Origin of the sequence: Congregibacter sp. (assembly GCF_047617445.1) — a bacterium.
Lineage (GTDB): Bacteria > Pseudomonadota > Gammaproteobacteria > Pseudomonadales > Halieaceae > Congregibacter.
Map to the genome: position 1 here is coordinate 13895 of NZ_JBLGBE010000022.1, position 20321 is coordinate 34215.

Sequence of the window (20321 nt, forward strand, 5' to 3'; positions counted from 1 at the left end):
GTGTGTAAGCAATTTGTCCGACTTTGTGCTAAACTGGCGGGCTGGCTTTTACCGTTTTAAACGTCCGTCCCGCGAGGGCCGGCAAAACCCAAGCAAGGTACCGAATGAACGACGCCGTTACAAAACAATCGCGTTTGAAGGCTCTGATCGCCAAAGGAAAAGAGCAGGGTTATTTAACCTATGCCGAGGTCAACGACCACCTTCCTGAGGACATCTCTGATCCGGATCAGGTCGAAGACATCATCCAGATGATCAACGATATGGGTATTCAGGTCTTCGAACAGGCCCCGGATGCCGATGATCTTATCCTGGCTGATGGCGATGGCTCTGCCGACGACATCGCTTCCGCGGAAGCCGCCGCAGCGCTAGCGGCGGTTGAAACCGAAGCCGGCCGCACCACCGACCCCGTGCGTATGTACATGCGCGAGATGGGAACGGTTGAGCTATTGACCCGCGAAGGCGAAATTGTCATCGCCAAACGCATCGAAGAAGGCATCCGTGAGCTCATGGCCGCGCTGGCCTTTTTCCCCGGCTCGGTGAAGGCCGTGCTGGATATCTACGCGCTGGTCGCCAAAGAAGAGAAAAAGCTCGCCGATCTGCTTGTGGGCTACCTCAACCCTGCAGATCATGTCCCTTCGGCACAGCAAATCGCTGACCAACAAGCGGCCAAAGCCGCCGGCAACGCCGATGAAGACGACAGCGATGCACCAACGGGCCCTGATCCCGTGGAAGCCAAGAAGCGCTTTACCGCGCTGAAACGTCAGTTCAACAAGACAGAAAAGATCCTCTCGGAGAAAGGCCGTCAGGACAAAGCAGCCATCAAAGAGATGGAGAAGCTTGGCGAAATCTTTAAGTTCTTCAAGTTCCCACCCAAGGTTTTCGATCCGCTGAACGACGAGGCACGATCTGCACTGGCTGGCGTGCGCGAGCAGGAGCGCGAAATCATGCGCATCGCCATACGTCGCTGCCAAATGCCCCGCAAAGAATTCATTACCTCCTTTCAGGGTAGCGAATCCAATGCTAAATGGCTGTCTCGGCACGCGCGTAAGAAAGACTACGGTCCTAAGCTAAACGCCTACAAAGAAGAGATTCATCGTGCGCAGCGCCAGATTGGCCAGATTGAAACAGCGACCGGCCTGTCGGTGACTGAGATCAAAGAAATCAATCGCCGCATGTCTATGGGCGAAGCACGGGCTCGGCGCGCCAAGAAAGAAATGGTCGAGGCCAACCTGCGCCTTGTGATCTCTATCGCTAAGAAGTACACCAATCGTGGCCTGCAATTCCTTGATCTTATTCAGGAGGGCAACATCGGCCTCATGAAAGCCGTTGATAAGTTTGAGTATCGTCGCGGTTACAAGTTTTCGACCTATGCTACCTGGTGGATTCGTCAGGCTATTACCCGCTCAATTGCAGACCAGGCACGTACGATTCGTATTCCTGTGCATATGATCGAGACGATCAACAAGCTCAACCGTATTTCCCGGCAGATGCTTCAGGAGATGGGCCGCGAGCCAACTCCCGAGGAGCTTGGCGAGCGTATGGAAATGCCCGAAGACAAGGTTCGCAAAGTTCTTAAGATCGCCAAAGAGCCCATCTCAATGGAGACGCCCATCGGCGACGATGAAGACTCGCATTTGGGTGATTTCATCGAAGACCAGACCGTCAACTCCCCGATCGATGCAGCAACGGGTCAGGGCCTGATGGAAGCGACCAAAGATGTTCTCTCCGGGCTAACCGCTCGTGAAGCGAAAGTACTGAGAATGCGCTTTGGTATCGATATGAATACGGATCACACTCTCGAGGAAGTCGGTAAGCAGTTCGACGTAACCCGCGAGCGGATTCGTCAGATTGAAGCCAAGGCACTGCGCAAACTGCGTCATCCTACGCGCTCTGATTACCTGCGCAGCTTTTTGGATGAGACCTAAGGGAACACCAGCTCACTTCGATAAAAAGCCGCTCATTGAGCGGCTTTTTTTTGCGTATAGGCTTTCACTAAAACAATCCCCCGTGGCGCTCTAGCGGTCGGGGTGTACACTTATAGTTCTACTACATAACGATAATTTACGAGATTCATAGCATGCAGCAACTCAGCGGACTCGACGCGTCTTTTTTGTATTTAGAGACACCAAACTCACCAATGCATATCTCTGGACTGTATATCTACACCCAAGAGACGGCACCCAAAGGCAAGGTACGCTTCAAGCAGATCCTTGAGGGCACGGCTAATCGAGTTAAGGGCATTCCAAGCCTAACGCGTCGGCTCAAAGAGGTTCCCCTGGGCCTGGATCACCCTTATTGGATTGACGAGGGCGACTTCGACCCCGAGTTTCACATCCGTCACGTTGCCCTGCCGGCGCCCGGTGATTGGCGTCAGCTGTGTATTTTGATTTCGCGTATTCACGCACGTTCATTGGATCGATCACGCCCACTTTGGGAGATGTATGTGATCGAAGGCCTCGACAACGTCCAGGGCTATCCAAAAGGCTGCTTCGCGTTGTTCACCAAGATGCACCATGCGGCGGTGGACGGCGCGTCCGGCATGGAAATCACGGCGGCAATTCACGATTTAGAAGCCGACACCAAGGTTAAGCCCAAATCCGTCATCACTCGACCCGATCGCGACCCCAGCACACTCAGACTGCTGACGCGCGCTCAGGTGAATGGCATGCGCCAGCCGCTTCGGTTCATCTCGGTTGCGCGAAACACGGTGCCCGGCTTTGCCAAGGTATTTATGCAACTGCGACGCGGCGATCTTCAGCGCGTCGGCACCGTTCCTCGGGTGCGCTTTAATGGGACCGTCTCGGCTTATCGGGTCTTCAACGCCGTGAGCCTGCCCCTTGAGGACATCAAAGCGATAAAGAACGCTGTGCCTGGTGCGACGGTCAACGATGTTGCCCTGACCATCGTCGGTGGCGCAATGCGCAAGTATTTGGAAGCACACAATGAGTTACCCGACCAATCTTTGGTCGCCATGGCCCCAGTAAACGTTCGCGACACCAAAGAAAAAGGCACTGGCGGCAATATCGTATCCACCATGGCGGTCAAAATCCGCAGTGATGTAGCCGAGGCACGTGACCGCTTGATCGCAGTACATGAAGGGACCCAAACGGCAAAAGAGTACAGCAACGCCGTCGGTGCCAAGACAATGACCGACTATTCCCAGTTCATTCCCAGCACGCTGACGGCACAGGCGGCGCGCCTAGCCAGTCGCTGGGGCCTAGTCAATCAAATTAATCCTATCTATAACTGCGTGATTACCAATGTCCCCGGCCCTCAAGTACCGCTCTACAACACCGGCGCACGGATGCTATCGAGCTTTGGTACTGGCCCAGTGGCTGATGGCGTGGGCCTCTTCCATGTCATTAGCAGCTACTGCGGAGAATTCAGTATTTCTGCGACCAGCTGTCGAGAGATGATGCCAGACCCGGGGTTTTATCGGGAATGCTTGATGGCGAGCTTTAAGGACCTCAAATCAGCCACGCTAGGAGCGGCTCCGGCAAGTCGACGCAAGGCCTCTGCTGTAAAAACAAAGGCGAAGGCGAAGACAAAACCCAAAGCAAAAGCAAAAGCAAAAACATCGCGACCCAAAACCGCTGCCAAAGCTCCCGCCAAGGTTAAGCCCAAGCGTGTCGCCAATGCGGCGACCGCAAGAAAGCGCGCCCAAGCCTAGCCTGCCATCCCACGCGGTGACTACTAGCTCTTAAAAAAGTTTCTTAAACATGAGGACAAACTGCTGCGACAGCGAGTCCTCGTCAACTATCGGCTTCAGGCAGCTTAAATGCTATTTCAAAGTCACACAGGGACCGCGAACACTATCAGCGTGATGGCGACGTAGTGAGCAAGCGAGTGAATCCTCTGGATCGATTTGCCAAGGACCTCTCCCCAGGCTCCTTGGAGTGGATTGGACTGCGCACCGAGCGCCGAGCCCCCTTGGTGACGACACACTCCGTACTTGCGATTGCGAACCGGGGCCTGGAAGGCGACCACCGTGTGGACAAAACCCCGGGCTCCGGTCGACAGGTAACGGTGATTTCCCGGGAGTTTATCCAACAGACTGCGCACTTCCTTGGCATCGAAGACATTGATCCCGGCGAGCTAAGACGAAACCTCGTGATCTGTGGCATGAACCTGCATGCTCTGCGCTACCAACGCTTCTCTATTGGCGACGCGCTTTTTGAAGCAGGCGCCCTTTGCCATCCCTGCTCGCGCATGGAGACCGCACTGGGCAAAGGCGGTGTTGCGGCCATGCTCGGGCATGGTGGTTTGTGTTGTCGGATCATTCGCAGCGGGTTGATCACTGTCGGAGACGATGTGCGCGTCGAGGCTCAGGGCACGACTCGGGACATGTTCAGTAAGTCGCCCTAGCCTGTGACGATAGAGGCGCGAACGTAGCCCGAGAGAGATTACAGCCTTGATCGCTGCTATCATTGTAAGCACCCAACAGTAAGTGATGTTTAAGTAGCCAGGAAACTCCAATGAAAACAAACTTAAAAAGAATAGGTTGCTGCGCTCTGATGGCAATGGGCCTTATGAGCGGGGCGGCATTTGCCCAGGACAGCGAGAAAAAACCCAACATCCTCATCATATGGGGTGACGATATTGGCGGCTTTAACATTAGTGCCTACAACCAAGGCATGATGGGCTACCGCACGCCGAATATTGATCAAATCGCCAAAGAAGGTGCTTTATTCACCGACTGGTACGGGCAGCAAAGCTGCACCGCCGGACGCGCTGCGTTCATCACCGGCCAATCCCCGATACGTACAGGACTCACAAAAGTCGGCCTTCCCGGTGCACCAGAAGGCATGACGGATGAAGATCCCACTATTGCGGAGCTATTGAAGCCCCTGGGTTATACGACCGGTCAGTTTGGTAAGAACCACCTTGGTGACCTGGATCGTATGCTGCCTACGGAACATGGCTTCGATGAGTTCTTTGGCAACCTGTATCACCTGAACGCTGAAGAAGAGCCCGAAAACCCTGATTATCCCAACGGCGCAGAGTTTCGGAAAAACTTTGGTCCTCGAGGCGTCATTCACAGCTATGCCGACGGCCGTATCGAAGACACCGGCCCTCTGACCAAGAAGCGCATGGAAACTGTCGACGAAGAGACAACCGCCGCCGCATTAAAGTTTATGGACAAAGCGGTCGCAGACGACAAGCCTTTCTTCGTTTGGTGGAACAGCACCCGCATGCACATCTTCACGCACCTCAAAGAAGCCTCTGAGGGCGTAACGGGGTACGGCGTGTATGCAGACGGCATGGTCGAGCACGACGCCATGGTTGGAGAGCTTCTGGCCAAGCTGGATGAACTGGGTATTGCTGATAACACCATCGTGATGTACTCCACGGACAACGGCGCCGAAACCTTTACCTGGCCTGATGGTGGAACCACCATGTTCCGCGGTGAGAAAAATACGCAATGGGAAGGTGGCTACCGAGTTCCAACCGTTATGCGCTGGCCTGGGGTAATCGAGCCCGGCACGATCAATAACGAGATCGCAGCGCACGAAGATATGTTGACCACACTGCTTGCTGCAGCGGGCGACGAAACCGTCAAAGAAGACCTGCTCAAGAAACGCAGAGTGGGCGGCAAATCGTTTAAGGCGCACCTCGATGGCTACAACCTAATGCCGGCACTCAAGGGTGAGGCCGAATGGCCCCGGGAAGAGTTCATCTATTGGACAGATGACGGCAGCGTTGCAGCCCTCCGCTACAACGACTGGAAAGTCACGTTCCTGAGGCAACCCGAGGAAGGCTACAAGGTTTGGACCACGCCCTTTGAAGTGCTTCGGGCTCCGTCATTGACTAATCTTCGTATGGACCCGTTCGAGCGCGCAGAGGCGGAAAACTCCATGGGCTACCAGCGCTGGTGGGTTGAGCACATGTTTGCCTTTGCACCCGCGGGCGCCTACATAGCTAACTGGTTGCAAAGCTTTAAGGAGTTTCCACCGCGTCAGGAACCCGGCAGCTTTAACCTTGATAAAGTCATGGAATCCGTCAAACGAGGCGCTGGCGACAAGTAACTCCGTCACCCGGTGCTCTCTCGAAAACGCCCCTAACGGGGCGTTTTTTATGCAAAGACAGAAAGAGATTCTCTATGCCAGCAGTCATTGATGTCACCCGTCTTTCAGCCTGCAGGGCCTTACTTACAGGTTTACTTGCTTTTGTATTAGCAAACGGGGTTGTCGCAGATACAGTGCTTAAGCACGAAGCTGCGACAACCCGGGCACCTCAGACTATGACAATGATGACCTACAACATCCAACAACTAGGTTATCCAAACTGGCTGGCAAATCATTTTGAAAAGCCCCGGCTTCAATTGATTCCCGAAGCAATTAAGGCGCTTTCGAAACGCCCTGACGTGCTCATACTGCAAGAAGTTTTTACCGAGCATTCTTTTAATTTTCTGACCAACAAGATGGCTGATGTTTATCCGTTCCACACGCAAGTTGCAGGAGAGAATTGCAAGGACCCTCGCTGGAACAGCATCTCTGGAAATTGCCGGACTAATTTTTTTAGGGGTAATAGCGGCGTACTTATTTTTAGCCGTTGGCCCATCGAGCAACGGCATGCTTATGTGTTTCATGCGGTGCGAGTCAGTCAGTCGTTTGATTTTCTAGCTCGCAAAGGCGTGGTCTATGCAAAGATTCAAGTCCCGAGCGGCAATCCCAAAGAGTCCAAAGCGTTACATGTTTTTGGTACGCACCTTCAGGCGTCGGCGGCAGAACATGACATACGCCTGCTTCAGCTAGATGAAATGCGCCGTTTTATTGATGGCTTTGGGATACCCAAAGAGGAACCGATTGTTCTGGGGGGGGACTTTAATATTAGTTCGACCCATAAATCGAGGTTTAATGATTTGTTAGAGCATGCCAATGCAAATGTGGTGTTGCCAGAGGATGGGGTAGGATCGATTTCTCAAAGCACCAATGAATATCTGCGTTTAATTACCGGCGCTGATTCCAAGGTCCGTCCGGATCTAACCCTGGACTACATGCTTTATCGTACCGATCATCGCCAGCCCGTTAACAACCCGAAGCTGCAGGTAATCAACTTTAAATCCAAAACTCCTTGGCTAGGGACCAAACTACTCAAACCCGATATTGAGCTCAATGATTTGTCGGATCATTATCCTGTCATCATAGAGCTTGAATTCGAATGACTAATCAATGGTGAAGACATCTGACGTCGCCACTATTCTCTTGATACTCCCGTCTGACAATGTCAGCAGACCCGTATGTTTCATCCTGTATTGACCCGCTGTGGTATTGCCGGCGGTATCCCAAGAAAGCTGAGCGATCAACGCCTTCGGTTTTTTCTCTTCGTGCCATCGAATTTTGGTTGACCAGTCATGGTCGTTACGGATCTCTACCCATACGTCTCCCTGTCGCATCTCAACACTCATAAAATAGTCGTTGCGATTGTATTGCGCAGTAGGATTGCCCGAATAAAAGCGAGTGATAACGACTTCGCCTGTTGAATACGTTTTTTTATCCAAGGGTAAAGCACGATCAAGTGCAACCCCGTCGGGAAGTGGATCCGGGCTTCCATCGTGAAGCTGTAAAGTCGGAGATTTGCCACGCCAATCATCATAGATGATCTGTTGGTCTACCGCGGTATCGTTCTGCAATGCAGTGGCCAGCTCTGCGACGACCTGCTGGTAGGCCGGCAAAGTCCAGCGGCCATGCAGTGTGTGGCCAGCTTCGTATTGCTGCAGATCATATTCTTCTGGCGTGGTGACGTAACCGGCGTAGCCGTTTGAATAACCTGCAAGAACAACATAGCTGGCCCACTCCCCTAGCTGCGCTTTAACCGTTTGTCTAAGTCTGCGACCGGCCATGGTTGTTACCTCCGCAGGTAGTGCAACAATGGCAAGCTGGCCAATCCTTGCAACGGTCACGGAGCGTATTTGTGACTGTAAAGGCGGGTTGCTTGAGCCTGTTTCAAACAAAATAGCCTTTGGCGACTGACATTGCTTGACCGCTGCGGTCCATTTTGGCGCACCAGTTAGCCATCTGATCAGAAAGTCCAAGAAAACACTCTGTTCGGTCATGCCTTCTTCAAACAGAAAATGACCACCGCCATCTTCCGTCGAACCACCGGCAAACGAGTATCCATAAGCGGAAGGACAAGTGTAATGGGTGCCTTCACCGGTAAACTCGTCCGTAACCTCAAATTGCGATAGATCGAGATAAATTTGACGGGAATCAATGGAGCCTTTTAACAACTCATTCGCGGTGGCAAAGAGGTTAAGTGCGGCCTCTACTTGTCTTTGTCCAATAATTTTCGTGCTGTCAAAGTCATCCTTGCCCGGGCCGGTATTATCAAGGTTCAGGTTAGGTGTCACATCGCCTGCATTGCTTTGGGCGAAGGCCGCAACGAACTCATCGCGCCCAACATAAGTAACACCTTTTGCTCTCTCGACAGTTAACGATGCATAGCCCTTATGATCTCCCGAAATCAGTCGATTAAAAAACGTCATGGACGTAGGGTGAACTGCTAGCCAGTTAAGCAAGCCAATGTCGCCGCTGGCGTCAGTGAACTTTAGCAGGGTCATGTCTTTGTCAATGGCGTCCGCGTATTTCTGTCTTTCGGACTCTGGGTTTTTGTCATAGGCCGTTAAGGAGCGGTTAATACCTGCGTTTTCTACCCGACCTCGATTGATGGCGATATTGCCCGGCTGCAGATCCTGATTAGCTTTCCCGATGGCCTCAACAATGCCGCCGACAATGTTGTCAAAATGCTCGGGATAGAAACCACCGTCCAATCCAAGGTCTGTACGTGAGTGCCAATAGCCGGTCGGCGCCGCATGTGTATGTGTTGCACTCAAAATCACATTGTCGATCTGGTATTGGTCGCCAAACTGCTCTTGCAAGCGATCCAGAACTTCTAGAGTAATGTGGTGTTCGATGCTCCCAATGTCGACACTCACAAAGGCTATACGTTTGTTGAGCTTACTGTCGGCAATAATAAAAGCTCTCGCTTTTTGCCGGATATGAACGCCTTGTGCGATCTGATCTTTTTTGCCGAATCCCCACAATTGAACACCAACAGCCGGGCCGGTAACGTCTGAAATACCACGACCGATAAGATACTCATAGGGCGCCTCGCTATAAGCACTCGCAGCAAAGACAAGCGTGCCAAGGAAAAGCAACAAGGCTCTATTCATGAGTTTTTTGGTGACCAGTTTTATTGGAGTAGCGACAAATTCTATCACTGCGATAAAACATACAAAGGGACAGTGGGGTTGAGAACATGTCCACCGCTGATGACCCCATAGTCACAAGCGCGAAAAAACAGCCTTAGATCAGTAATCAAGGGCGCGGCATAATGTCAGCGTCAAGGACCAAAACCCGGTGCGCGCTGGAGCGTGATCCCCTATAATCGCGCGTCGCAACATCCTCTTCGGGCCCATAGCTCAGCTGGTTAGAGCAGTCGACTCATAATCGATAGGTCGTAGGTTCAAGTCCTACTGGGCCCACCATTTTCTTGTTTTATATAGCTTTTTATAAGTATGACCAATCGATTGGGGGTCGGTTAGTGGGGCCCTACGTGGGACGTCGATGGATTCCTCATTAAACGGTCTTCGCAAACTTAGTTTAATGAGCACCTGTGTCCCCCGTTCATGATGAAGAGCCAATCATCTCAGCCAGTTAGCAACCTTTTCCACATATTCAACCGGCAAAATGTGATCGCCAGGAAAAGAATCAATTTGCTTGTCTTGGCTCGTAATGGCATTAAATACCTTCTGATTTTGTTCGGGTGTGGCCACATCATCAGACTCGCCATAAATCATCAGAACCCTGGCTTGATCAATCAGTGAAACCAGATTTAATGGAGACGCCTGGGCAATTTTATTATCGATAAATGGCGGCACTATCGATACGATCTGTTTAATCCGGTCATCCACAGCACCGAGAATCAGACTTACCTGACCGCCCATGCTGTAGCCGGCAACGGTAATATCATTAGCATCCAGTTCCGTCTGTTCTTCAATCCAGTCCATTAGCGTGCGGTTATCAATGACCGTGTTGATTATCATGTCCTGGTAGTCTGATTTATCGCCGAAAAAGTGCATGTCGTTCCAGATGCTGCGCAGTGGCTTTTCAGGCACTTTTCGCTTGCCGTGATAACGCGCGTCAATGGCAAGCACCGCATAGCCTTTCTGCAGTGCCTGCTCGGTAATTTTATCCACGAGAGTGATGGTCGGCCGTCCCTTAATTACATCATTAAACCAGCGCGGATAACTGCGCCCCATGGCGTGTACACCGACTAGCACTTTGTATGGTGGGGTACCTATATCGGGAAGGGTTAACTGTCCGTAAACCGTTTCGCCGTCAAATCCACTGAAAGTGAATTCACGGGACCGATTGGTAAATGAGACCACCTCGAAGTCGCTGTAGCCCGTTTGATACTCATAGGCTGCGAGTATCTGGCTCTGTGAAAAGTCTTCCTGTGGCAGGCGAGCAACAGTCACGTAATAAACAAGCCCGACCAGGGCAATAATGCCCAGAGTTGCGCCAGTCCATTTCAGATATTTGTTCATCAGAGTGATCTCTATCATTTAAGGGCTCCCTGGCACCTTAAGCCTCCCTGGGTGAAAAATAGGTGAACTATCCGTGGCTAATTGCTTGAACAGGATTTCACCTTTTAAGGAGATAGACTTCGTACTGAAAGACTTTGGTTCTGACAAATTAACTTCTCTTGATCTGAGAAATCTGCTCTCCACGCTCAAGCAAATGCCCTACTCCATTCAGCGAACGCACTTACCCTAAGATGGCGGTAGTGCTGCGCACGAACCCGATGTCGACCAAGCTTGAAAAGATTGCTGACAGCCGCGCTGAGATCACGGGTTACCACATCGGCGCTTGGCTGGCTGATACCCCCTCGTCCGCAAAGGGCATCAAAGGCGCTATCTGGGCGGCTGATGAGAAGGCGTCAGAGGATCAAGCCGATACAGGCGCCAACTAGAGAGCGTTGGTAGGCGCAACGTCATGATCACAACCGCGAGTAGCGGACTGGGCGCGTGACTGGCAGCATCGGACAACCCCCACCTTCGCCGCAATCGGAGATAGAATAAAGTGACATAATTTAATATCAAGCAGATGCCATGAACCCCACACCATTAAAACTGCTTCTCACTCTCCTTGCTTACTTTGCGGTTACGCTCGGGTCAGTCGTCTGGCTGTTGAACGTAGATTCTCCCAGTTTGAAACTACTCCCTCTGGGCGGCCACGATGCCCTGGCTCACGAAGTCGTCGCCCCCCGAGCAATGCTCGTGGAAGCCGAAACGCCGCAATTACAACCGACAAAACCGCGGGTTTCAGCCCAACTCATCAAACAGACCATTGTGCTGCTAGCCACAACCTTGATAGGGACGATCCTCGTTATGCTGCCCCTTACCTGGACCTATTCAGCGACCCGGTTTGAAACAGGTCCTTCGAAGGTATTCGTACAAGCACTGTTACTTATGCCAATTTGCGCAGCAACCGTCGTGCTATTGGTGCAAGACAGCCTGGCGCTGGCCTTTGGTCTGGCGGCGCTCGTTGCCGCCGTGCGCTTTCGCGTCGCCCTTAGCGAGGCTATCGATGGCGTCTACATTTTTGCCGCAATATGCGTTGGACTCGCCGCCGGCATCGGGTATTTGGGTGTGGCGCTGGTCATGGCGATGATCTTCTCGTTGGTCAACGCCATTTTGTGGATGATTGATTATGGGAAGAATCCTGTCGATGATCAGCGACGCGCTGCGCAAAAGGCTAAGCTTGCGGCCAAGTCGCTACTGACAAAGTAATTCCTTGAAGAAGCACTTTGCGGCTGCACCATCACGTCGGGACTGAAGGTATTCGATATCACGATGGCTAAGGTTGAATCGGTAGTAGAGCCGGACTGCGTAGCTGAAGATGTTAGGCGGGAATCGCTGGCGCGTGTAAGTATTCATGGGCCGAGTCTATCAATTTGAGGCACTTAACTTGGCAGTACCCCTTTGATCGATAGCACGCTATTCAATCAAATTTGCCCTCAAGGCTTGATACGTAAGTGATTAAGCCGTCGTTCACTGCATCATAGTATTTGCGATCCAGGTAGGGCGCGATGGTCATGGCGACTTGCTGTAGACCTTTGGCTATCTCAGGTGCACTGGTTCTGCTGGATCTGTTCTTGGTTTCTGCATGGCGTGGCCAAGCGCTCCACAAAACCCAGCTGTTCTCTGCCAATAGAGCGCAGTCTGATTTTGACACTCGAATACCGCCCGGATGGTGTTCAAAAACGTTTTCCAAAATGCACCTGACGGCCTCTATGCCATCGAGGGTGAAGTCACGATAGCTCTCGGCCAGGTCTGAATTGCGACTTGTCAGTTCACGACCTGCTGACACAGCAAAACGATATCGCCATAGAACTTGTGCACCTCCAGAGTAGTAGGCGACGAGTTGTGGCGCACTAATGGCTCCAAATGGAGGCATGGCCAGGGTAGCCGCTAGTTCGGTTCTCATTCGGTCAAACACTACAAGTGCAATGTCCGAAAAATCACGGAAGTGGTAATAAAGGCTGCCAGGACTAATCCCTGTGTGATCGGCGATTTGCGCAGTGCCGACACTCGAACCATAGATATTCATCAACTCAATGGCGGCCTCAATGATGCGCTCACGGTTTCCTAATCGTGGGGCCTTGAGGCGCGTCGCGGAATTTTTTTGTTTAGGCATAACGGCTTGACTCGAAAAAAATAATAGACTATTAATAACAAATATTAGATTAATTAATCTAATTGTTTAAATGTAAGCCTAACAACAACAAGGTCAGAAATTAAAACATGTCTCACAGCATCGAAGGCAAAAGAATCATAGTTACTGGCGCAGGGACTGGTATCGGTAGAGCAACTGCTGAGCTATTGATGGCACGAGGCGCATCGCTCGCGCTCTGGGATATCAATACGGAACCGTGCAACGAACTTGCGGCTTCGGCGGGGCGTGGGCAACTGGTAAGCGTCTGTAATGTTGATGTGGGAGACGCAGTGTCCGTCGAAGCGGCGGTGCGACAGTCTATCGAGGTGCTTGGGGGACTAGACGGTGCTTTTAACAATGCCGGTATCGGCTTAATAGCTAAACCCATTGATCAGGTAACGGAAGATGAGTTTGATCGTATCGTCCGGATCAATATGAAGGGCGTCTGGCTGTGTATGAAGTTTCAGATCAGCGCTTTGAGAAGCTACGGCGGCGGTGCCATCGTGAACAACGCGTCGGTTGCCGGCTTGGTCGGTTTAGCCATGCAGGGGCCGTATGCAGGGACCAAACATGCGGTTATCGGCATGACAAAAGCTGCCGCCCTGGAGGTCGCCAGCGAGAATATTCGGATCAACGCGATTTGCCCGGGAGCCACTCACACACCCATCTTAAAGAATTTGGTGGATGCCGGAGTGACCGAAGAGATCCTTGCGTCTATGTCGGCGCTCAAGCGACTGGCAAACCCACAAGAAATTGCCGAGGCGGCTTGCTGGCTGCTTTCGGAGCAATCGAGTTTTGTCACCGGAACAGCAATGCCGGTCGACGGCGGCTGGACAGCACATTAGGAAAGCAATATGAGTACTGAAAAAAATACTGTCGAACAAATGGGTGATTGGTGTGGTGCGGATTTCTTTGACCCGGACTTTAGAGACGACCCCTATCCGAAACTAGCTGCGCTACGTGCCAACGATCCTGTGAACTTGACACCGGTAAACACTTGGCGAATTAGTCGTTACGAAGATGTGCGTGCGGTGTTTACGGACGCCAAAACAAGCATGACAGATGCTGATGGCGCGTCCCCTAACTTTGACCCGCTGGATACGCAAGGAAGCTTTCAAGAGTTCGTTCTCAATAAAGACGGTATGGAGCATCGACGACTGCGAGCTTTGCTAAAGAATTCCTTTGGCAATAAAACCGTCGAGCTTATGGAGGACGAAGTTCAAAAAACTGTTGAAGGCGCCTTGGATACAGCACTGTCTCAAGGAGGTATGGATGGGATTTCGGCGTTAGCACACGAAGTTCCATCTCGCATGATCTGTCAGATTATGGGTGTTCCCATGTCCGACCGAACAATGTTTAACGCGTGGACAGCGGCTAGAACCAACGCGTTTTTTGGCAAGTTTTTGCCGCCGGACGTGCAGCAACGCACGCGTGATGCGGGTGCGGCAATGGAAGATTATTTTCGAGCTCTGATTACGGAACGTAAAAAAAATCTTGGTGATGATTTGTTAAGTTCGATGATTCAAGCCTCGGAAGGAGGTGACCAGTTCGCTGATCAAGAACTGATCATTCAGGCCATTGGCGTCATCGTTGCTGGCTACGAAACGACGATAGGGCTCCTTGGTAATGGGTTGCGAGCATTCGTCGAGAACCCCGATCAACTTAATAAGCTGCGCACGGACCCTTCTCTGATAACAAACGCCACCAATGAGTGTCTGCGCTTTGATACCCCAATCATGTTCAATTGGCGAGTGCTTGAAGAAGACTATGTTGTGGGCGGCAAAACATTGCCAGCTAACGCGGTTATCTGGCAGTTGTTGGCGTCGGCCAATCGAGATCCCGATCGTTTTGATGAGCCAGACAAGTTTGATATCACCCGCACCGACGTGGCGCATCAGGCGTTTGGTGGAGGGCAGCATTTTTGCCTGGGCAATAGGCTGGCAAAAATGGAGGCGCGCCACGTTTTCAATCAGTTTGCGCAGCGCACCGAGGGACTCAACGTGCAGCCAGGGGAGATCGAGTGGTCGCCCTCGTTCTTCAGAGTAATGGCTTCCTATCCAATCACGTTCAACTAAGAGGACCGGAAAATGGCAGATCTAGAACTTAAAACCCGTTGGTTATGTACGATGCATGGCACGATTCCCGAAGCAAAAATGCCCTTGGACAATCTGATGGTGTTTAACGTAGAAACCGCGTGGATTGAAAGCCCAAGGTTTAATGCAAAACTCATTGGTCCGGGTGGGGATTGGATACGACTGCAGCCTAATGGCAACTGGAAGTTGGATGTGCGTTTGTTGTTTGAGGCCGATGACGGATCGGCCGTGCATTGCTTTTATAACGGGGTCTTGCGGATGGACCAGGGATTGGCGGAGCGACTCGAATCGGGTGACGAAATCGACGGCAATGACATGTATTTTCGTGCTACGCCCTATTTCGAAACGCAGTCAGACAAATATGCATGGTTAAACGATATCGCGACCATTGGATCTATGCGTAGTTTTGGCGGCGGTCGCGTCGTTTACGACATTTTTGAGGTTTTGTAATGGCTCCTCAACGGCAACCAAAAATACTCATCGTTGGTGCCGGAATGTCGGGCATGCTCGCCGCGATCCGATTGATTGAGGCGGGCTTTACAGACTTTAGAGTCTATGAAAAAGGTCCTGATGTTGGTGGTACCTGGCGAGTCAATACGTATCCAGGGATTGCCTGTGACGTACCCTCGCACTACTACACGTATAAGTCTGAACCCAATCCCAACTGGACGGCTCGATTACCACAGGGAAGTGAGATTCAGCAGTATTTGGTGGATGTGGCCAAAAAACACGCGCTACATCAGTTTATCTCCTTCGATAAAGAGGTCGTTGATTGCCAGCATGATGGGAAACAATGGACCGTCACCTTGCAGGACGGAGAAACGCTGATTGTTGATTTTGTCGTCGCGTGCTGCGGTCTTTTGTTCAACCCGACCTATCCGGATATCGCCGGCCTAGATGAGTTCGAAGGTGACTGTTTTCATTCTGCCCGATGGGACCATTCCGTAAGTTTCGAAGGTAAGCGGGTTGGACTTATTGGAACGGGATCCACCGGCGCTCAGATCATGTCCAATTTGGCTAAGCTTAAGTTGAGCTTGACGATATTCTTACGAACGCCGCAATGGGTTTTCCCATTACCAGATCGAGAGTATTCATCGGCTGAGAAAACTTTGGCCAAGTGGTTTCCGAGTATTGCCCGCTTTGGCCACTTCTTCTACCGAGTGACTTTCGAAAATCTTTTTGCCAAGGCGGTGATAAAACCCGGCTGGCAACGTCGTTTGATGGGTTGGGCATGTAAGAAAAATCTGGAGTCTGTTCAAGACCCTAATTTGAGAGCGCGCTTAACGCCTGATTTTGAACCGCTCTGCAAGCGATTAGTGATGAGTGATTCGTACTACTCGTCTATCCAGAAGGAGAACGTGTCGATAGCGGATGGCGACATCGAAAAAATATCGGGCAACACGGTTTTTACGAAGGATGGGCAGCAGCATGAGCTCGATGTACTGGTGCTTGCTACAGGCTACGACGCGCACGCTTATTTCAGGCCGATGAACTTAAAGAACAAGGACGGTGTCCAGCTCAATGATCTATGGTCCGAAGGCCCTTTTGCACTGCGCACGGTGGCCGTTCCTGGGTTTCCGAACTTCTTTTTCACATTGGGACCGCAAAGCCCCATCGGCAATTTCTCGGCTATTAGTATTGTCGAGACACAAATTGATTACATTATCGAGTGTATTGCGTGGGCTGGGCAGGGGAGTGTTCGCACAGTAGAGGCCACGACACAGGCCACTGATGAGTTCAACAAGATGGTGTATGCGGCAATGCCAGATACCATTTGGGTCTCTGGTTGCACTAACTGGTACACAGGCAAAAAGGGCATACCGTCGGCCTGGCCCTTTACGGGCGCGCGTTTTAGAGAAGAGCTCAAGGCGCCGCGCTTGGAGGAGTTCAGCGTTACACACTAAAACTGCGTTGAACCGGAGCTTGCGTGTTACGAAAGCGGACACAAAAGAGGTGATGGCTATTGGACGATGATTTGCAAGAAGTTCTTCGCATGCTCTCTCAGCAGAAGAAAGACACACCCCAAGATCTTAGTTTGGAGCAACAGCGGTCGGCGTTTGAAGAAGGCGGGCTAGCGATGCCTCTTCCCGATGAGCCTCACGATATCGTGTCGGTTTCGTTGGGCGACATTCCCTGTATGAAGATCACACCGAAAGCTGCCACAGCGGGTAAGGCAATCCTGTATTTTCATGGTGGCGGTTATGTGGTTGGATCTTCTTTGTCGCATCGTCATTTAATGGCGCGTATAGCGATCGATGCAGGCGTCACACTTTGGTCGGTGGACTACAGATTAGCGCCCGAGCATGCTTTCCCAGCTTCGGTCGATGACGGTCTTGCAGCGTTTAGTGGTTTATGCAGAATAGAGAATCTATCGCCGGCAGACATAGTGGTCGCAGGCGACAGTGCTGGCGGCGGCCTGGCAATGAGTTTGATTCTGGCGCTTCGAGATGCGGGTGATGCCCTGCCTGCCGGGTCTGTTCTTCTATCACCTTGGTTGGATTTGACGGCTTCGACCAAAAGCTATGTAAGCCGGGCAAGCAGCGATCCTATGTTGACCAAAGAGCAATTACTCTACTTCGCTGGGCTGTACCAAGGTTCATCGCAGGCGGCAGGACCGTCGTTGTCGCCAATACATTCAGATTTGGCGGGGTTGCCCCAACTCTACGTTCAAGTGGGTGATAAGGAAATCCTCCTCGATGATAGTCACCTGATCGCCACCAGGGCTTTGGGGCATGGCGTTTCTGCCAGAATCGATGTTTATCCTGATATGTTTCATGTATTCCAGTATTTTTGGCCCATGTTGCCTCAAGCACGCGAAGCTATCAAAAGACTTGGCGGTGAGATTCAGAGAATGCTCTTAAAGTAGGTGAATGGAGCTCGCTGAAATGTTTAAGAGCGCTACCCGAACCTCAGTGAACGTTGTTATTTTGGTCCGTACCGGAGACGTGCTTAACACTTTATACCGGACACATAGTTTACAGTTCCGGTTTAAAAGGATTCGGTGCGGGTTCTACCCGTCCGACTTTCGGTATTGCCAACTTAACTCGCTGAAATGAGATGATCCGGCGATGAATACATACAAGCGCCACCGATTCCCACCAGACATCATTTCCTACGCCGTCTGGCTCTACTATCGTTTCAACCTTAGCCATCGAGACATTGAAGACCTGTAGGCCCAGCGAGGCATCGTTGTCAGCCGCGAGTCCATCCGCCTGTGGTGCATCAAATTCGGAGCGTTGTACGCCCGTCGGTTGAAGCGAAACCATCGGTCTTATGGCGACACCTTCTACATCGATGAGGTCTTTGTCAAAATTAACGGTAAGCAGCATTATCTATGGCGGGCAGTTGACCAAGACGGTGCGGTGGTTGATGTATTCCTCCAGGTCAAGAGGGATGGGGCTGCTGCGAAACGCTTCTTCAAGCGCTTATTGCGAAGCCACGATGAAGAGCCCAGGAAGATTGTTACGGACAAATTGCGAAGCTATGGTGTTGCTCATCGGGAACTGATTCCTGACACGATTCATAGCACTGAGCAGTATGGAAATAATCGGGTGGAACAGTCACACGAGGCGACTAGGGTGCGGGAGCGAGGGATGCGGCGATTTAAGTCGGTGAGGCAGGCGCAGAGGTTCGCCACTACACATGCGGCCGTTTCTAACCTATTCAATTTGGGGCGGCATCTGGTCCGGGCGGAGCACTATCGGAATCTCAGGATAAGTGCGTTCGGAGAATGGAGTAGAGCGGTTGCTTGAGGCCAAGAGCCAGATTCTTTTGATCTCAAGAAGTTAAGTTGTCGATACCCAAGTGCGATCAATGGCTGGCAGCGCAGCAGGGAGTACTTTGACTTAGGTTAATTTATACTCCATCAGCCAACCGAGCTATTTCACCCACCCACCCACGCATTGGTACCTATGCTATGAACGCCTCAACAATCTCCCGTTATGCATTTTGTCTTCTCTTGTTTGCAATCCCGGGTGTCACCCGGACCATGGCGCAGGAACTGAGCGTCACCGCGATCCGAGCGGGCCACCTCATTGACACATCCACGGGAACGGTGGCGTCCAACCAGATCATAGTGATTGAACGCGACAACAGTAGTGGCCGTGGGACGATCGTGGCCATAGGTGCCGATGCAGAGATTCCCGAGGGTGCCGAGGTCATCGACCTAAGCGACCATTACTTGCTCGGGGGACTCGTCGATGCCCATGATCATCTGGCCCTCACTTACAAGGAAGAGCCGGAGAGCAATACTTATTACTTCACTACGCTTATGGATTCGACGGCCATCCGGGCCATCCAGGCCTTTTCCACGGGATTCCAAAAGCTCTCCTCGGGATTCACCATTGTGCGGGATCTGGGCAACAACGGTCTCTACGCCGATACCGCCCTGCGTAAGGCCATCGCCCAGGGTTGGGTGCCCGGCCCAACCATCATCAATTCAGGCATTATCATCGGTGCGTTTGGCGGCCAGTTCCACGAAACTCCGGAGCGCGAAGACACGGTTTACCCGGAATACCTGAATGCCGACACCAATGACGAAATCGTCAAGGCCATACGGCGCAACATTCACTACGGCGCCAAGGTCATAAAAGTATGTGTGGACTGCCAGGCCTACCCCTACACCGCTGAGCAATTAAAGCTGTTCGTGAGTGAGGCAGCGAATGCCGGACAGAAAGTGTCCGGGCACGTGCAGACGCGGGAAGGTGCCCTGCGCGCGATTGAAGCAGGTCTATGGTCCATTGAGCATGACAATGCGATGGATCCGGAAATCCACGCTCTTATGGTCGCAAAGGGTGTATGGCGCGTGGGTACCGAGACACCAAAAGCGGACTGGTCCCGCGTGAGTGATGAGCGCTGGGAGCGTCGCGTAACCATGCTGAGAGATGCCTACAACCAGGGTGTAAAACTTGCATTCTCCACTGATGCGGATTACTTCATTCCAGGCCTCAACCGTGGCGAACTGACCATCGAATTCCTGAAATCATGGAAGGCAGCGGGCATTCCGGACGCCGAAATTCTCAAAGTCCTGACGACAAACGGCTACGAAATAAGTGAGCTGGAAAACGAACGAGGGCCCATACGAGAAGGTTTTGCGGCCGACATCATTGCCGTTCGTGGGAACCCGCTGGAGGATATTTATGCACTTCGCAATGTATCGTTTGTCATGAAGGATGGCCTGGTTTTCAAGCACGACGGCGTCGTCGCCCCTATGGACTTCTTCCACAACGGTCCTCAATACGGTTGGAAAGTACGCTAAGGGGGACGACGGCACGGCTATCGCCACTAACAACTGTCGCCTAATCACTGCAGCACCAGACTAATGTCTCAAAGTACGGGGAAAACGGTCTTTTGCAAGGGAATTACGGGTGTCGGGTGATGGCGGCGGTTGCTGCCATTCGAAAGCCGCAGATCGTGGCTTGTTGAACGTCCGCTTTTGCTGCCAGACACCAGATCGGTACCGACAAAACCGACACCACCCTATCCGTTCGGGAATGCTTCGGTGTTCGGT

At 51.9% G+C, this 20321-nt stretch carries 18 protein-coding genes and 1 tRNA gene; 15 read left to right on the forward strand and 4 right to left on the reverse strand.

Annotated elements, in window-relative coordinates; translation table 11 throughout:
* Nucleotides 1–104 precede the first annotated feature (104 nt).
* The 5 genes from rpoD to ACI9KD_RS07360 all read left to right on the forward strand — a co-directional run bounded on the left by rpoD (nucleotide 105) and on the right by ACI9KD_RS07360 (nucleotide 7165).
* Nucleotides 105–1925 carry an RNA polymerase sigma factor RpoD gene (rpoD, locus tag ACI9KD_RS07340; RefSeq protein WP_414980510.1) on the forward strand — a complete coding sequence of 607 codons (1821 nt, stop codon included), beginning with the start codon at nucleotides 105–107 and terminating at the stop codon, nucleotides 1923–1925.
* Nucleotides 1926–2077: 152 nt separating this feature from the next.
* A complete protein-coding gene (locus ACI9KD_RS07345; protein WP_414980511.1) occupies nucleotides 2078–3670 on the forward strand; it encodes a WS/DGAT/MGAT family O-acyltransferase in 1593 nt (530 codons plus the stop codon).
* 164 nt (nucleotides 3671–3834) lie between these two features.
* On the forward strand, nucleotides 3835–4365 hold the full coding sequence (locus ACI9KD_RS07350) for an MOSC domain-containing protein (RefSeq protein ID WP_414980512.1): 531 nt from the start codon (nucleotides 3835–3837) through the stop codon (nucleotides 4363–4365).
* 110 nt (nucleotides 4366–4475) lie between these two features.
* Nucleotides 4476–6026 carry an arylsulfatase gene (locus tag ACI9KD_RS07355; protein WP_414980513.1) on the forward strand — a complete coding sequence of 517 codons (1551 nt, stop codon included), beginning with the start codon at nucleotides 4476–4478 and terminating at the stop codon, nucleotides 6024–6026.
* A gap of 74 nt (nucleotides 6027–6100) precedes the next feature.
* Entirely contained in the window at nucleotides 6101–7165 is a 1065-nt protein-coding gene (locus tag ACI9KD_RS07360; RefSeq protein WP_414980514.1) for a sphingomyelin phosphodiesterase, read from the forward strand.
* Here the strand turns inward: ACI9KD_RS07360 and ACI9KD_RS07365 are convergent, their stop codons facing one another.
* Entirely contained in the window at nucleotides 7166–9220 is a 2055-nt protein-coding gene (locus ACI9KD_RS07365) for a neutral/alkaline non-lysosomal ceramidase N-terminal domain-containing protein (protein WP_414980515.1), read from the reverse strand. It abuts the gene before it with no gap.
* A gap of 190 nt (nucleotides 9221–9410) precedes the next feature.
* Between ACI9KD_RS07365 and ACI9KD_RS07370 the strand changes: the two genes are divergently transcribed.
* Nucleotides 9411–9487 (forward strand) — tRNA-Ile (locus ACI9KD_RS07370).
* A 156-nt stretch (nucleotides 9488–9643) separates the two neighbouring features.
* On the opposite strand, the gene ACI9KD_RS07375 is transcribed toward ACI9KD_RS07370, so the two are convergent.
* On the reverse strand, nucleotides 9644–10567 hold the full coding sequence (locus tag ACI9KD_RS07375; RefSeq protein ID WP_414980516.1) for an alpha/beta hydrolase family protein: 924 nt from the start codon (nucleotides 10565–10567) through the stop codon (nucleotides 9644–9646).
* A gap of 221 nt (nucleotides 10568–10788) precedes the next feature.
* Between ACI9KD_RS07375 and ACI9KD_RS07380 the strand changes: the two genes are divergently transcribed.
* Together ACI9KD_RS07380 and ACI9KD_RS07385 are read left to right on the forward strand one after the other, a co-directional pair.
* A complete protein-coding gene (locus ACI9KD_RS07380; protein ID WP_414980517.1) occupies nucleotides 10789–10974 on the forward strand; it encodes a hypothetical protein in 186 nt (61 codons plus the stop codon).
* A gap of 139 nt (nucleotides 10975–11113) precedes the next feature.
* Entirely contained in the window at nucleotides 11114–11794 is a 681-nt protein-coding gene (locus tag ACI9KD_RS07385; RefSeq protein WP_414980518.1) for a DUF4956 domain-containing protein, read from the forward strand.
* 211 nt (nucleotides 11795–12005) lie between these two features.
* Here ACI9KD_RS07385 and ACI9KD_RS07390 read toward each other — a convergent pair whose 3' ends face one another.
* Complete coding sequence (locus ACI9KD_RS07390) at nucleotides 12006–12701, reverse strand: TetR/AcrR family transcriptional regulator (RefSeq protein ID WP_414980519.1); 696 nt, start codon at nucleotides 12699–12701, stop codon at nucleotides 12006–12008.
* A 107-nt stretch (nucleotides 12702–12808) separates the two neighbouring features.
* Here ACI9KD_RS07390 and ACI9KD_RS07395 point away from each other — a divergent pair, with 107 nt between their 5' ends.
* Genes ACI9KD_RS07395 through ACI9KD_RS07415 form a run of 5 tightly spaced genes read left to right on the forward strand, consistent with a single transcriptional unit; the run spans nucleotide 12809 to nucleotide 17678 of the window.
* Entirely contained in the window at nucleotides 12809–13564 is a 756-nt protein-coding gene (locus ACI9KD_RS07395; RefSeq protein ID WP_414980520.1) for an SDR family NAD(P)-dependent oxidoreductase, read from the forward strand.
* Between the two features lie 9 nt (nucleotides 13565–13573).
* Nucleotides 13574–14794: a cytochrome P450 gene (locus ACI9KD_RS07400; RefSeq protein ID WP_414980521.1), complete on the forward strand. Its 1221-nt coding sequence runs from the start codon at nucleotides 13574–13576 to the stop codon at nucleotides 14792–14794.
* 12 nt (nucleotides 14795–14806) lie between these two features.
* Nucleotides 14807–15262 (forward strand): DUF3237 domain-containing protein, encoded by a 456-nt coding sequence (locus tag ACI9KD_RS07405; protein WP_414980522.1) that lies wholly within the window; start codon nucleotides 14807–14809, stop codon nucleotides 15260–15262.
* Nucleotides 15262–16716 (forward strand): flavin-containing monooxygenase, encoded by a 1455-nt coding sequence (locus ACI9KD_RS07410; protein ID WP_414980523.1) that lies wholly within the window; start codon nucleotides 15262–15264, stop codon nucleotides 16714–16716. The genes ACI9KD_RS07405 and ACI9KD_RS07410 overlap by 1 nt, the downstream gene beginning before the upstream one ends.
* A gap of 59 nt (nucleotides 16717–16775) precedes the next feature.
* A complete protein-coding gene (locus ACI9KD_RS07415) occupies nucleotides 16776–17678 on the forward strand; it encodes an alpha/beta hydrolase (RefSeq protein ID WP_414980524.1) in 903 nt (300 codons plus the stop codon).
* 109 nt (nucleotides 17679–17787) lie between these two features.
* On the opposite strand, the gene ACI9KD_RS07420 is transcribed toward ACI9KD_RS07415, so the two are convergent.
* A complete protein-coding gene (locus ACI9KD_RS07420; RefSeq protein WP_414980525.1) occupies nucleotides 17788–18141 on the reverse strand; it encodes a hypothetical protein in 354 nt (117 codons plus the stop codon).
* Here ACI9KD_RS07420 and ACI9KD_RS07425 point away from each other — a divergent pair.
* Nucleotides 18034–18564, forward strand: a complete 531-nt coding sequence (locus ACI9KD_RS07425; protein ID WP_414980538.1) for an IS6 family transposase — start codon at nucleotides 18034–18036, stop codon at nucleotides 18562–18564. The genes ACI9KD_RS07420 and ACI9KD_RS07425 overlap by 108 nt on opposite strands.
* A gap of 164 nt (nucleotides 18565–18728) precedes the next feature.
* Nucleotides 18729–20069: an amidohydrolase family protein gene (locus ACI9KD_RS07430; RefSeq protein WP_414980526.1), complete on the forward strand. Its 1341-nt coding sequence runs from the start codon at nucleotides 18729–18731 to the stop codon at nucleotides 20067–20069.
* Nucleotides 20070–20321: the final 252 nt, after the last annotated feature.